We start from the raw sequence: 12,640 nt of genomic DNA, 5'->3' as shown, positions 1-12,640 counted from the left end.
GCCGGCGGAAGCACAGAGGACTAGACAGACATGCCTTTACGCAAGTACAAGCCGACGACCCCCGGTCGTCGCGGGTCCAGCGTCTCCGACTTCGCCGAGGTCACTCGGTCGACGCCGGAGAAGTCGCTGATTCGCCCGCTGCACAGCACCGGTGGCCGTAACGCCCACGGACGCATCACGACCCGTCACAAGGGTGGCGGCCACAAGCGCGCCTACCGCGTGATCGACTTCCGTCGCCACGACAAGGACGGCGTCGACGCCAAGGTCGCGCACATCGAGTACGACCCCAACCGCACCGCGAACATCGCGCTGCTGCACTACGTCGACGGCGAGAAGCGCTACATCATCGCGCCGCAGGGACTGTCGCAGGGCGATCGCATCGAGCAGGGGCCGAACGCCGACATCAAGCCCGGCAACAACCTGCCGCTGCGCAACATCCCCGCCGGTACCGTCATCCACGCCGTGGAGCTGCGGCCGGGCGGCGGCGCCAAGATGGGCCGCTCCGCCGGTGTCAGCATCCAGCTGCTCGGCAAGGAAGGCACCTACGCCACGCTGCGCATGCCCAGTGGTGAAATCCGCCGCGTCGACGTGCGCTGCCGCGCCACCGTCGGCGAGGTCGGCAACGCCGAACAGGGCAACATCAACTGGGGCAAGGCCGGACGCATGCGGTGGAAGGGCAAGCGCCCGACCGTCCGTGGTGTCGTCATGAACCCGGTCGACCACCCGCACGGTGGTGGCGAGGGCAAGACCTCCGGTGGCCGCCACCCGGTCAGCCCGTGGGGCAAGCCCGAGGGCCGCACCCGCAAGAACAAGCCGAGCGACAAGCTCATCGTCCGACGCCGGCGCACCGGCAAGAACAAGCGCTAGGAGTATCCAGCGATGCCACGCAGCCTGAAGAAGGGCCCGTTCGTCGACGACCATCTTCTGAAGAAGGTCGACGTCCAGAACGAGAAGAACACCAAGCAGGTCATCAAGACCTGGTCCCGTCGGTCGACCATCATCCCCGACTTCATCGGTCACACCTTCGCCGTCCACGACGGTCGCAAGCACGTACCGGTGTTCGTCTCGGAGGCCATGGTCGGTCACAAGCTGGGCGAATTTGCCCCGACCCGGACCTTCAAGGGTCACATCAAGGACGACCGGAAAGCGAAGCGGCGGTAATGACCACGACGATTGAGTATCCGTCCGCGGTTGCCAAGGCGCGCTTCGTGCGCGTCTCGGCATCCAAGGCGCGCCGTGTAATCGACCTGGTGCGCGGCAAGTCCGTCGCCGAGGCGCTCGACATCCTGCGGTGGGCACCACAGCAGGCCAGCGAGCCCGTCGCCAAGGTCATCGCGAGCGCTGCCGCCAACGCGCAGAACAACGACGGCCTCGACCCGGCGACCCTGGTGGTGGCCGCGGTCTACGCCGACGAGGGCCCGACCGCCAAGCGCATCCGGCCGCGCGCCCAGGGGCGTGCATTCCGAATCCGCAAGCGCACCAGCCACATCACGGTGATCGTCGAGAGTCGTCCCCCGAAGGAGCGCGGCACCAAGGGTGCGTCATCCTCGGCGTCGACCAGGGCGCGTCGCGCACAGGGCAGCAAGGCAGCCGCCACTGCTCCCGCCACGAAGGCACCGGCCAAGAAGGCGGCCGCCACCAAGGCGGCGCCGGAAACGGCTACTGAGACTTCTGATTCGAAGGGAGGCTCGGAGTAGTGGGCCAGAAGATCAACCCCCACGGCTTCCGCCTCGGCATCACCACCGACTGGAAGTCCCGCTGGTACGCAGACAAGCAGTACTCGGACTACGTCAAGGAAGACGTCGCGATCCGTCGCAGGCTGTTCGCGCCGTTCGTCATCCCCGGTGAGCGCAACGTCGAGCTCGAGCGGGCCGGCGTCGCCAAGGTGGAGATCGAGCGCACCCGTGACCGCGTTCGCGTGGACATCCACACCGCCCGCCCCGGCATCGTCATCGGCCGCCGCGGCGCGGCAGCCGACAGCATCCGCGGCACGCTGGAGAAGCTGACCGGCAAGCAGGTTCAGCTGAACATCCTCGAGGTGAAGAGCCCCGAGTCGGTGGCCCAGCTGGTCGCCCAGGGCGTCGCCGAACAGCTCAGCAACCGCGTGGCCTTCCGTCGTGCGATGCGCAAGGCGATTCAGTCCGCCATGCGCCAGCCGAACGTCAAGGGCATCCGGGTGCAGTGCTCGGGCCGCCTCGGCGGTGCCGAGATGAGCCGCTCGGAGTTCTACCGCGAAGGTCGGGTTCCGCTGCACACGCTGCGCGCGGACATCGACTACGGCCTCTACGAGGCCAAGACCACCTTCGGCCGCATCGGAGTGAAGGTCTGGATCTACAAGGGCGACGTCGTCGGCGGCAAGCGCGAGCTGGCCGCCCCGGCAGCCGCAGGCGCAGAGCGTCCGCGTCGTGACCGTCCCACCGGGGCCACCCGTCCGCGCCGCAGTGGCGCCTCGGGCACCACGGCGACGAGCACCGAAGCCGGTCGTGCCGCGAGCGAGGAAACCCCCGCCGCCGACACGTCCGCCGCTGATACGTCCGCTGCACCCGAAGCCGTTGTGGCTCCGGTGGCAGCAGAGAGCACGGAGAGCTAACCATGTTGATTCCCCGCAAGGTCAGGCACCGCAAGCAACACCACCCACGCCAGCGTGGCATCGCCAGTGGCGGCACCGCGGTGAGCTTTGGTGACTACGGCATCCAGGCTCTCGAGCACGCCTACGTCACCAACCGGCAGATCGAGTCCGCTCGTATCGCCATCAACCGGCACATCAAGCGTGGCGGCAAGGTGTGGATCAACATCTTCCCCGACCGCCCGCTGACCAAGAAGCCCGCCGAGACCCGCATGGGTTCCGGCAAGGGTTCGCCGGAGTGGTGGGTCGCCAACGTCAAGCCGGGTCGCGTTCTCTTCGAGATCAGCTACCCCGACGAGAAGGTCGCGAAGGAAGCCCTGACGCGCGCCATCCACAAGTTGCCGATCAAGGCACGCATCATCACCCGAGAGGAGCAGTTCTGATGGCAGTAGGAGTTTCGCCTGGCGAACTGCGCGAGCTGACCGACGAGGAGCTCACCGCACGGGTGCGCGAGTCGAAGGAGGAGCTGTTCAACCTTCGGTTCCAGACGGCGACCGGCCAGCTGGCCAACAACCGTCGGCTGCGCGTAGTGCGCCAAGAGATCGCACGCGTGTACACCGTGCTTCGTGAACGTGAGTTGGGTCTGGCCTCCGGACCCGTTGGTGAGGATTCGTAATGGCAGAGAACACCCAAGACGCGCCGGCCGGTGCCCAGCACACCGCGCGCACCGAAAAGCCACGCGGACAGCGCAAGACGCGCATCGGCTACGTGGTGAGCGACAAGATGCAGAAGACCATCGTGGTCGAACTGGAAAACCGCTCCAAGCACCCGCTGTACGGCAAGATCATCCGTACCACGACCAAGGTCAAGGCCCACGACGAGAACGGTACCGCCGGTGTCGGCGACCGCGTCTCGCTGATGGAGACCCGGCCGCTGTCGGCGACCAAGCGTTGGCGCCTGGTCGAGGTGCTCGAGCGCGCCAAGTAGCACCACAGCTCTGGAGACCCCCGTACGCCCTAGGCGTGCGGGGGTTTCTTCGTCGATGGACCGCCGGCGAAGGTGTTGCTGACCGCAGCGAGCCAAGATCCCGTCGCGCGACATGGGTCACCGTGGCGGCAAACACCGAACCGTGGCTTCGCAACGTCTCCTAGTTGTATAACAACGTCTGGGCACGCGGCAGGCAACGGACCCCGAGATGAAGCACTATGGTTCGGCCGACCGCTATGATGCCCTTGGCGCAGGGCCCGTGGATTAACTGCACGGCTGGCGATGCGACGACGGACAGGACGGCTTGGGCACGAGGGCCCGGCCCTCCTGGCGTCCGGACCTCGAGGAAGGCGGGTCGCGGGTGAGTGGCAACGGAGTGCAGTGGGACGTCAGCGGCGCGCACTCCGACCTGGACGACGCCGTCACCGGCGAGGGCGTCGCACCCTTCTTCCAGCCCATCGTGTCGTTGCCGTCGGGGACCGTCGTCGGATTCGAGGCACTGGCGCGCTGGCCGCGGCAACCGCAGCTCGGCCCTCAGGAGGTGTTCGCCTACGCCGCCGCCACCCGGCAGGTCACCGAGCTCGACAGGGTCTGCATCGACAGGGCGATCGACGCCGCCCTGCGCGGCGGCCTCAGCAAGGGTGCGTTCCTCGGGGTGAACTCCGAGCCGGCGAGCGACTACACCGGTCGCGCCGACAGCGAGATCGTCCAGCGTGGGCACGACGAGTTCGCCCTGATCTACGAGCTCACCGAACGAAACCTGCTTGGTCACCTGCCGACGCTTCTCCGCAAGGTCGCGGCGTTGCGGGCCGACGGCATCGCGATCGCGCTCGACGACGTAGGAGACAACCCGGAGTCGTTGGCACTCTTGGACATCGTCAGTCCGGAGGTCATCAAGCTGGCCAACAAGCTGATTCAGGACCCGCCGAACGCCGACACCGCCAAGACCAGCGCCGCGATCATGGCTCACCGCGAGCGGCGGGCAACCCTGATCGTCGCCGAGGGCATCGAGACCGACGAGCACGTCGAGCAGGCGCTCGCGTGGGGGGCGACCCTGGGGCAGGGATTCCTCTTCGGCAAGCCAAGCCCGCTGCCCCTGCACGCCACGACGGGAGCCTGGTCGCCGCCCACCGTCCGGCCGGGTGTCCTCACCTCCTTCGACACCCCGTTCGACGTGGTCGCCGACGACCCGTCGATGCGGACGGCGCGCAAGCCCACTCTGATGACGATCTCCCGGCACCTCGAGGAGCAGGCACGCCATCGCGAGGACACCCCGATGGTCTTGACCGCCCTTCAGGACGGAGTGCACTTCGGTCTGCCCACCCGCCGCCGCTACGAAGCCCTGGCGGCGACCAGCCCGCTGGTGGCCGTCTTCGGCACCAACATCGCCCCCAACCACCCCGTCGGAGTGCGGGTCGTCACGCTCGACGCAACCGACACGCTTGGTTCGCAGTGGGTGGTCGTCACGCTGGGCCCCCACACCGCCGCCGCGCTCGTCGCCCGGGAACGCCGTGGCCAGGTCCCGACGGCCGACGACGACCGCGAGTTCGACTTCGTCGTCACCCACGACCGCACTGTCGTCACCGCGGTGGCCTCGGCCTTGCTGAACAGGGTGCGGTAATGCGTCGCACTCGGCGACATCCTGGCCGTCCGGACGGCTGATCGCGATGGCCAACCCCGACTTCAGCACCCGTCACGACGGAGCGACCCGTCGCAACGGTCGTAGTGCCCACGGGGACGGCAACTTCGGTGACGCACCGTTTCGCCGTCTCGTCGACAAGAGTCCCGACGGCATCGTCGTGCATCAGGACGGTCGCGTCGTCTACGCCAACCTGACGGCGGTGCGTTGGGTGGGCGCCCAATACTCCGACCAGGTGCTCGGCCAGCCGTTGGTGGACTTCATCCACGCCGACTCGATCGAGTCGGTGCTCACCCGGATGGCGGCGCTGCGTCACGACGGCGACGTGACCCGCGCGTCCGAGGGAGTGCTGTTGCGCCTGGACGGGACGACGCTCGACGTCGAGACGGTCACCACGCTGACCACCTGGGAAGGTTCACCCGCCTACCACGTGACCCTGCGCGACCTGACGTTCGTCCGCACCGCACAACGCAGTCTGCGCTACCAAGCAGCCCTGGTCGACCGCGTCGACGTCGCCATCATCGCGACCACGGTCACCGGTCTGGTGACGAAGTGGAACCGAGCCGCGGAGGTCATCTACCAGCGCCCCGCCGCCAATGCGTTGGCCACCCCGATCGGCGAAGCAGTCGGCGCCACCTTCGACCCCGCGGCGGTGGTGGAGAGCGGCGGCGTGGTGCTGGCCTCGCACCACACGGCCGACGGTCAGCCGTTGATCGTCCGAATGTCGATCTCCCCCTTGGACACCGGCTACGTCCTGGCGTGCACCGACGAAACCAAGTCCCGTGGCGGAGAACGACTTCTCCGCAAGATCGTCAACTCCCTCGAGGAAGGCATCCTCGTCGTCGACGGGACGGGCAGCGTCACCTCGGTCAATCCTGCGGCCGAGCGGATCCTCGGCCAGTCGGCCGCGACGATGATCGGGGGAGACGGGCGCGCGGTGCACCGGATCCCGATGTACGACGCCAGCCGCCATCCCATCGACCCACGAGACCACCCCGTCGCGCAGACCGTCCGAACCGGGCGGCCCTTTCAGGGGTCGATCATCGGAATCGACCGTCCCGACGGGCGGCGGACCTGGCTTCGGGTGAGCTGCCGGCCGCTGGACACCGACGACCGCCACGGGACCGCGATCCTGGTGTCATTCTCCGACATCACCGCCGAGCAGGTTGCTCGCGAGCGGCTGACCTACCGAGCCACCCACGACGCCCTGACCGGCCTTCCCAATCGCGCGGCGATCCTCAACCAGATCGCCGATTCCCTTCGCGCCCACGGAGATCGCCGCCTCGGCGCGGTGCTCTTCATCGACCTCGACAACCTCAAGGCGATCAACGACTCGCTGGGCCACGACTCCGGTGACGAGCTGCTGCAGGGCGTCGGCCGCTGTCTTCGCGCGTCCGTCGGGCCGAACGACGTCGTGGGCCGGCTCGGCGGCGACGAGTTCGTCACCCTGGTCGCGGGTGACGTCAGCCCCGCCGAGCTCGCCTCGTACGTCATCCGGTTGGAGCGCAACCTCGCCGAACCGATGAAGCTCGGCGCGGCCACCGTGCGCACGCAGGGCAGCATCGGCGTCACCGTCGTGGCGCCGGACGACGAGCGCACCGCCATCGAGATCCTGCGCGACGCGGACTCGGCGATGTACGCGACCAAGGCCAAACGGCGCAGGCGCGTCTACCGCAAACCCGGCGGCAACGGCGGCCCGCCGCCCGCGACCGGGACGCGCAACGGCGACGGCAACCGCCGGTAGCGCGAGCCGTTGGCGGACAACGTGTTCTGAGACGACCGACGCGCGTCGTGGCCGCCCTGCGGGACCGGCAGTGTCGTCAATATGCCGGTCGTCTGGACGGGCCCGGGTGTACTCTCCTGGCGATCGTCGAGACCAGGCGATCCACCGACCTGGACGGGGCGCGATGACGGACTTCACGGGCAAGATCGAACTCGACATCCGCGACTCCTCGCCGGACTGGGGCCCCTACCAGGCGCCCGTGGCACCGCCCGATTCGCCCAACGTGCTGTACCTGGTGTGGGATGACACCGGCATCGCGACGTGGGACTGCTTCGGCGGACTCGTCGAGATGCCCGCCATGAGCCGGATCGCCGAACGGGGCGTGCGCCTGTCGCAGTTCCACACCACCGCCCTGTGCTCGCCGACCAGGGCCTCGCTGCTCACCGGACGCAACGCCACCACAGTCGGAATGGCGACCGTCGAGGAGTTCACCAACGGATTCCCCAACTGCAACGGCCGCATCCCCAGGGACACCGCCCTCCTCTCGGAGGTGCTCGCCGAGCGGGGATACAACACCTACTGCGTCGGCAAGTGGCACCTCACCCCACTCGAGGAATCCAATCTCGCTGCCGCCAAACGGCATTGGCCCCTCAGCCGGGGCTTCGAACGCTTCTACGGATTCATGGGCGGCGAGACCGACCAGTGGTATCCCGAGCTGGTCTACGACAACCATCCCGTGCCCCCGCCGGCCACGCCCGAGGACGGCTACCACCTCTCGAAGGATTTGGCCGACAAGACCATTGAGTTCATCCGCGACGCCAAGGTGATCGCGCCCGACAAGCCGTGGTTCAACTACCTGTGCCCCGGTGCGGGCCACGCTCCACATCACGTCTTCAAGGAGTGGGCCGACAAGTACGCCGGCCGCTTCGACATGGGATACGAGGCGTACCGCGAGATCGTCCTCGAGAATCAGAAGAAGCTCGGCATCGTGCCACCGGACACCGAACTGTCACCCGTCAACCCGTATCTCGACGTCACGGGCCCCAACGGCGAAGCCTGGCCGTACCAGGACACCGTCCGGCCGTGGGACACCCTGAACGACGAGGAGAAGCGGCTGTTCAGCCGGATGGCCGAGGTGTTCGCCGGCTTCCTGTCCTACACCGACGCGCAGATCGGCCGGATCCTCGACTACCTCGAGGAGTCGGGTCAGCTCGACGACACCATCATCGTCGTCATCTCCGACAACGGAGCCAGCGGCGAGGGCGGTCCGAACGGCTCGGTCAACGAGGTCAAGTTCTTCAACGGGTACATCGACACCGTCGAGGAGAGCCTCCGCTTCTACGACCAATTGGGCGGCCCCGAGACCTACAACCACTACCCCATCGGGTGGGCGATGGCGTTCAACACGCCGTACAAGCTGTTCAAGCGCTACGCCTCGCACGAGGGCGGCATCGCCGACACCGCAATCATCTCCTGGCCCAACGGAATCGACGCCCATGGCGAGGTGCGCGACACCTACGTCAACGTCTGCGACGTGACGCCGACGATCTACGACCTGCTCGGCATCACCCCGCCCGACGAGGTCGGCGGCATCACGCAGAAGCCGCTGGACGGCATCAGCTTCAAGGCCGCGCTCGCCGACCCGGACGCCGACACCGGCAAGACGACGCAGTTCTACACGATGCTCGGCACCCGGGGCATCTGGCACGACGGGTGGTTCGCCAACACGGTGCACGCCGCCAGCCCGTCGGGCTGGTCGCACTTCGACCAGGATCGCTGGGAGCTGTTCCACATCGAGGCCGACCGCAGTCAATGCCACGACCTTGCGGGGGAGCAGCCCGAGAAGCTCGAGGAACTCAAGGCGCTCTGGTTCGCCGAGGCGGCCAAGTACAACGGTCTCCCGCTGGCCGACCTCGGAATGATCGAAACCCTGTCGGGGTGGCGGCCATACCTGTCCGAGGGCCGACAGACCTTCACCTACTATCCCGGCACCGCCGAAGTCGGGATAGGAGCCGCGGTCGAGCTCAGGGGTCAGTCCTTCACGGTGCTGGCTGAGGTCACCGTCGAGGACGCCGACGCCGACGGGGTGTTGGTCAAGCAGGGCGCCGGTCACGGGGGTCACGTCCTGTTCGTCCAGGACGGCAAGCTCCAGTACGTCTACAACTTCATGGGGGAGGACGAACAGCGCGTCATCGCGGCCGACCGAATTCCCTTGGGCAGCCACGTCTTCGGCGTCAGCTACACCAGAACGGGCACCGTGGAGGGCGGTCATACCCCGCTCGGCGAGGTCACGCTGTTCGTCGACGAGCAGACAGTCGCCACCAGGGCGGCCGTCCGAACGCACCCGGGGATGTTCGGCCTGGCTGGCGGGGGAGTGGCCGTGGGCCGCAACCCAGGCCAAGCTGTGTCGACCGCGTATCGGGCGCCGTACCCCTTTACGGGCGGCACGATCGCCAAGGTGGTAATCGACGTATCGGGTACGCCCTACCGGGACGTGGAACGGGAACTGGCGCAGGCGTTCTCCAAGGACTGACGCCAGGCCTACCCTGAACGGCATGCTGACGGAGCTGATCGAGCTGCCGGGCGGAGCGTTTCAGATGGGGTCGACGGCGTTCTACCCCGAGGAAACCCCCGTCCACACCGCGGTCGTCGGCGCCCTGGCCGTCGAGCGGCATCCGGTCACCAACGCGCAGTTCGCCCGGTTCGTCGAGGACACCGGATACGTCACGGTCGCCGAACGCCCACTGGACCCGGAGGCCTATCCCGGGGTGGCCGAGGCCGACCTGGTTCCCGGCGCGCTGGTCTTCCGGCCGACTTCCGGCCCCGTCGACCTGCGGGACTGGCGGCAATGGTGGGATTGGGCACCGGACGCGTCCTGGCGGCACCCGGGCGGATGCGGCAGCACGGTCGACGATCGGCTCGACCACCCCGTCGTGCAGATCTCGTATCCCGACGCCGCCGCCTACGCCAGTTGGGCGGGGCGTCGCCTGCCGACGGAGTCCGAATGGGAGTACGCGGCGCGGGGCGGGGCGTGCACCACCTACGCGTGGGGTGAGCAGGCCACGGTCGACGGGGAACTGATGGCCAACACGTGGCAGGGCCGCTTTCCCTACCGCAACGACGGTGCCCGCGGCTGGGTCGGCACGTCGCCGGTGGGGGAGTTCCCCCCGAACGGTTTCGGGCTCGTGGACATGATCGGCAACGTGTGGGAGTGGACGTCGACTCGGTACACGATGCGGCACCGGCGGGCAGGAGCGGAGCGACCGGGGGATCAGCACCGGCGGGCAGGAGCGGAGCGACGGGGGGATCAGCACCGGCGGGCAGGAGCGGAGCGACCGGGGGATCAGCACCGGCGGGCAGGAGCGGAGCGACCGGGGAAGGGCTGCTGCACGCCGTCCCACGAACCCGACCCGAGCGTCAACCAAACGCTGAAGGGTGGCTCCCACCTGTGCGCCCCGGAGTACTGCCACCGCTACCGGCCCGCCGCCCGGTCGTCGCAGTCGCAGGACAGCTCCACCACGCACATCGGATTTCGCTGCGTCGTCGACCTCTGAATCACTCCGACCGCGGACGTCGCGGTCACCCTGCCCCGAGGGGTCCCGTGGGACGATTTGGTGCACGGACCTCGCGCCCCTACTATGTAGGGGTTGCCCAGGGCAGACCTCGGTGGTCGCTTTCGCAAGTGAGCGGACACCCTGCGTGCCCTTCGGTGACGAAGACCGCGCATGTCGAGCAGTTCATTGCTGTTCGTCGTGCAATCGATTCGAGGAGATCTAGTGATTCAGCAGGAATCGCGGCTCAAGATCGCCGACAACACGGGCGCCAAGGAGATCTTGTGCATTCGCGTACTCGGTGGCTCGGGTAGGCGTTACGCCGGCATCGGCGATGTCATCGTGGCGACCGTCAAGGACGCCATCCCCGGTGGCAACATCAAGAAGGGTGAGGTCGTCAAGGCCGTCATCGTGCGCACCGTCAAGGAGCGCCGGCGTGCCGACGGCAGCTACATCAAGTTCGACGAGAACGCCGCCGTCATCATCAAGCCCGACAACGATCCGCGCGGAACCCGCATCTTCGGACCGGTCGGTCGCGAGCTGCGCGAGAAGCGCTTCATGAAGATCGTCTCGCTTGCCCCGGAGGTGTTGTAAATGAAGGTGCACAAGGGTGACACCGTCCTGGTCATCTCTGGCAAGGACAAGGGCGCCAAGGGCAAGGTCCTGGTTGCCTACCCGACCCGCGAGAAGGTCCTCGTCGAGGGCGTGAACCGGATCAAGAAGCACACCGCCGTCTCTCAGAACGAGCGTGGTGCATCCTCGGGCGGCATCGTCACGCAGGAGGCGCCGATTCACGTCTCCAACGTGATGGTCGTCGACTCCGATGGCAACCCCACCCGCATCGGCTACCGCTTCGACGAAGAGACCGGCAAGAAGGTCCGCGTGTCGAAGAAGAACGGCAAGGACATCTAGAGATGACTACCGCAGAGACCAAGACGCTGCCCCGCCTCAAGCAGCGCTACCTCGACGAGATCAAGGGCTCGCTCAACGAGCAGTTCTCCTACGACAACGTCATGCAGATCCCCGGCGTGGTCAAGGTCATCGTCAACATGGGTGTCGGTGACGCCGCCCGCGACGCAAAGCTGATCAACGGCGCGGTCACCGACTTGCAGCTGATCACCGGCCAGAAGCCGGAAATCCGCAAGGCCCGCAAGTCCATCGCCCAGTTCAAGCTTCGCGAGGGGATGCCCATTGGCGCCCGCGTGACGCTGCGCGGCGACCGCATGTGGGAGTTCCTCGACCGGCTGGTCTCGATCAGCCTCCCGCGTATCCGCGACTTCCGCGGCCTGTCGCCCAAGCAGTTCGACGGCAGCGGCAACTACACCTTCGGCCTGACCGAGCAGTCGGTGTTCCACGAGATCGACGTGGACAGCATCGATCGTCCGCGCGGCATGGACATCACCGTCGTCACGTCGGCGACCAACGACGACGAAGGCCGGGCGCTGCTGCGTGCGCTGGGCTTCCCGTTCAAGGAGAACTGAGCAGATGGCAAAGAAGGCGCTGGTCAACAAGGCCAACAAGAAGCCGAAGTTCAAGGTGCGCGGTTACACGCGTTGCAACAAGTGTGGACGTCCGCACGCGGTGTTCCGCAAGTTCGGCCTGTGCCGCATCTGCCTGCGGGAGATGGCGCATGCCGGCGAATTGCCCGGTGTCCAGAAGTCCAGCTGGTAACCCCCTAACCAACAGACATAACTAGGAAAGCACGCGGTAGGCCCCCAAGGGTGTTGAACCCGGCGGGAACCGTCGCGAGGAAGGTGAGCTGGCTGTCATGACCATGACGGACCCGATCGCAGACTTCTTGACACGTCTGCGCAACGCCAATTCGGCGTACCACGACGAGGTGACCCTGCCTCACTCGAAGATCAAGGTGCACATTGCCGAGATCCTCAAGGAGCAGGGCTACATCACCGACTTCCACACCGAGGATGCTCGGGTTGGCAAGGCGCTCGTGGTGCAACTCAAGTACGGACCCAGTCGCGAACGCAGCATTGCGGGCCTGAAGCGGGTCTCCAAGCCCGGCCTGCGCGTGTACGCGAAGTCAACCAACTTGCCCCGCGTTCTCGGTGGCCTGGGCGTGGCGATCATCTCCACGTCCTCGGGTCTGCTCACCGACCGTCAGGCAGCTCGACAAGGCGTGGGCGGCGAAGTCCTCGCCTACGTCTGGTAGGGGAAGA

16 protein-coding genes are annotated in these 12,640 nt (G+C 67.1%); all 16 read left to right on the top strand.

All coding sequences use genetic code 11. The annotated features are described in order from the left end of the window. Positions 1–30 precede the first annotated feature (30 nt). The 16 genes from rplB (at position 31) to rpsH (ending at position 12,633) form a co-directional block, all read left to right on the top strand. Positions 31–867 (top strand): 50S ribosomal protein L2, encoded by an 837-nt coding sequence (gene rplB / locus H7J06_RS01625; protein WP_079925906.1) that lies wholly within the window; start codon positions 31–33, stop codon positions 865–867. 12 nt (positions 868–879) lie between these two features. After that, positions 880–1,161, top strand: a complete 282-nt coding sequence (gene rpsS / locus H7J06_RS01620) for a 30S ribosomal protein S19 (protein ID WP_057167020.1) — start codon at positions 880–882, stop codon at positions 1,159–1,161. Next, positions 1,161–1,697: a 50S ribosomal protein L22 gene (gene rplV / locus H7J06_RS01615; RefSeq protein ID WP_264036369.1), complete on the top strand. Its 537-nt coding sequence runs from the start codon at positions 1,161–1,163 to the stop codon at positions 1,695–1,697. The genes rpsS and rplV overlap by 1 nt, the downstream gene beginning before the upstream one ends. Beyond that, the gene (gene rpsC, locus H7J06_RS01610; protein WP_264036367.1) at positions 1,697–2,590 is read left to right on the top strand and encodes a 30S ribosomal protein S3; all 894 of its coding nucleotides are present in this window, start codon (positions 1,697–1,699) and stop codon (positions 2,588–2,590) included. Before rplV ends, rpsC begins: the two co-directional genes overlap by 1 nt. 2 nt (positions 2,591–2,592) lie before the next feature. Continuing rightward, positions 2,593–3,009 (top strand): 50S ribosomal protein L16, encoded by a 417-nt coding sequence (gene rplP / locus H7J06_RS01605; RefSeq protein WP_149480282.1) that lies wholly within the window; start codon positions 2,593–2,595, stop codon positions 3,007–3,009. Beyond that, the gene (gene rpmC, locus H7J06_RS01600; protein WP_056557231.1) at positions 3,009–3,242 is read left to right on the top strand and encodes a 50S ribosomal protein L29; all 234 of its coding nucleotides are present in this window, start codon (positions 3,009–3,011) and stop codon (positions 3,240–3,242) included. The genes rplP and rpmC overlap by 1 nt, the downstream gene beginning before the upstream one ends. Then, a complete protein-coding gene (gene rpsQ, locus H7J06_RS01595) occupies positions 3,242–3,553 on the top strand; it encodes a 30S ribosomal protein S17 (RefSeq protein WP_264036364.1) in 312 nt (103 codons plus the stop codon). The genes rpmC and rpsQ overlap by 1 nt, the downstream gene beginning before the upstream one ends. A 361-nt stretch (positions 3,554–3,914) precedes the next feature. Beyond that, the gene (locus tag H7J06_RS01590) at positions 3,915–5,174 is read left to right on the top strand and encodes a sensor domain-containing phosphodiesterase (RefSeq protein ID WP_264036362.1); all 1,260 of its coding nucleotides are present in this window, start codon (positions 3,915–3,917) and stop codon (positions 5,172–5,174) included. A 46-nt stretch (positions 5,175–5,220) separates the two neighbouring features. Then, the gene (locus tag H7J06_RS01585; protein WP_264036361.1) at positions 5,221–6,936 is read left to right on the top strand and encodes a diguanylate cyclase domain-containing protein; all 1,716 of its coding nucleotides are present in this window, start codon (positions 5,221–5,223) and stop codon (positions 6,934–6,936) included. Positions 6,937–7,099: 163 nt separating this feature from the next. Continuing rightward, positions 7,100–9,448 (top strand): arylsulfatase, encoded by a 2,349-nt coding sequence (locus H7J06_RS01580; RefSeq protein WP_264036359.1) that lies wholly within the window; start codon positions 7,100–7,102, stop codon positions 9,446–9,448. Positions 9,449–9,470: 22 nt separating this feature from the next. Continuing rightward, positions 9,471–10,469: a formylglycine-generating enzyme family protein gene (locus H7J06_RS01575; protein ID WP_264036357.1), complete on the top strand. Its 999-nt coding sequence runs from the start codon at positions 9,471–9,473 to the stop codon at positions 10,467–10,469. 222 nt (positions 10,470–10,691) lie between these two features. Beyond that, positions 10,692–11,060: a 50S ribosomal protein L14 gene (gene rplN, locus H7J06_RS01570; protein WP_149480276.1), complete on the top strand. Its 369-nt coding sequence runs from the start codon at positions 10,692–10,694 to the stop codon at positions 11,058–11,060. Further along, positions 11,061–11,378, top strand: coding sequence for a 50S ribosomal protein L24 (gene rplX / locus H7J06_RS01565; protein ID WP_149480275.1), 318 nt, complete (start codon positions 11,061–11,063; stop codon positions 11,376–11,378). It begins immediately after the preceding gene. Positions 11,379–11,380: 2 nt separating this feature from the next. Beyond that, positions 11,381–11,947, top strand: coding sequence for a 50S ribosomal protein L5 (gene rplE, locus H7J06_RS01560; RefSeq protein ID WP_149480274.1), 567 nt, complete (start codon positions 11,381–11,383; stop codon positions 11,945–11,947). Between the two features lie 4 nt (positions 11,948–11,951). Further along, positions 11,952–12,137: a type Z 30S ribosomal protein S14 gene (locus H7J06_RS01555; protein ID WP_056557202.1), complete on the top strand. Its 186-nt coding sequence runs from the start codon at positions 11,952–11,954 to the stop codon at positions 12,135–12,137. A gap of 97 nt (positions 12,138–12,234) precedes the next feature. Then, positions 12,235–12,633 (top strand): 30S ribosomal protein S8, encoded by a 399-nt coding sequence (gene rpsH / locus H7J06_RS01550; RefSeq protein ID WP_056557199.1) that lies wholly within the window; start codon positions 12,235–12,237, stop codon positions 12,631–12,633. The last annotated feature ends 7 nt before the right edge of the window (positions 12,634–12,640 follow it).

It is taken from the genome of Mycolicibacterium hodleri (assembly GCF_025822245.1).
Taxonomy (GTDB): Bacteria; Actinomycetota; Actinomycetes; order Mycobacteriales; family Mycobacteriaceae; genus Mycobacterium; species Mycobacterium hodleri.
The sequence above is the reverse complement of the archived record's forward strand: the minus strand, read 5'-3'. Positions and strand labels throughout refer to the sequence as shown.

Excerpts from the sequence above, each read along its gene's own strand:
- H7J06_RS01585 (WP_264036361.1), top strand. The coding sequence starts at position 5,221 with ATGGCCAACCCCGACTTCAGCACCCGTCACGACGGAGCGACCCGTCGC.
- rplB (WP_079925906.1), top strand. The coding sequence starts at position 31 with ATGCCTTTACGCAAGTACAAGCCGACGACCCCCGGTCGTCGCGGGTCC.
- rpsS (WP_057167020.1), top strand. The coding sequence starts at position 880 with ATGCCACGCAGCCTGAAGAAGGGCCCGTTCGTCGACGACCATCTTCTG.
- rpsH (WP_056557199.1), top strand. The coding sequence starts at position 12,235 with ATGACCATGACGGACCCGATCGCAGACTTCTTGACACGTCTGCGCAAC.
- H7J06_RS01555 (WP_056557202.1), top strand. The coding sequence starts at position 11,952 with ATGGCAAAGAAGGCGCTGGTCAACAAGGCCAACAAGAAGCCGAAGTTC.
- rplX (WP_149480275.1), top strand. The coding sequence starts at position 11,061 with ATGAAGGTGCACAAGGGTGACACCGTCCTGGTCATCTCTGGCAAGGAC.
- rplE (WP_149480274.1), top strand. The coding sequence starts at position 11,381 with ATGACTACCGCAGAGACCAAGACGCTGCCCCGCCTCAAGCAGCGCTAC.
- rpsQ (WP_264036364.1), top strand. The coding sequence starts at position 3,242 with ATGGCAGAGAACACCCAAGACGCGCCGGCCGGTGCCCAGCACACCGCG.
- rpmC (WP_056557231.1), top strand. The coding sequence starts at position 3,009 with ATGGCAGTAGGAGTTTCGCCTGGCGAACTGCGCGAGCTGACCGACGAG.
- rplV (WP_264036369.1), top strand. The coding sequence starts at position 1,161 with ATGACCACGACGATTGAGTATCCGTCCGCGGTTGCCAAGGCGCGCTTC.
- H7J06_RS01580 (WP_264036359.1), top strand. The coding sequence starts at position 7,100 with ATGACGGACTTCACGGGCAAGATCGAACTCGACATCCGCGACTCCTCG.
- rplP (WP_149480282.1), top strand. The coding sequence starts at position 2,593 with ATGTTGATTCCCCGCAAGGTCAGGCACCGCAAGCAACACCACCCACGC.
- H7J06_RS01575 (WP_264036357.1), top strand. The coding sequence starts at position 9,471 with ATGCTGACGGAGCTGATCGAGCTGCCGGGCGGAGCGTTTCAGATGGGG.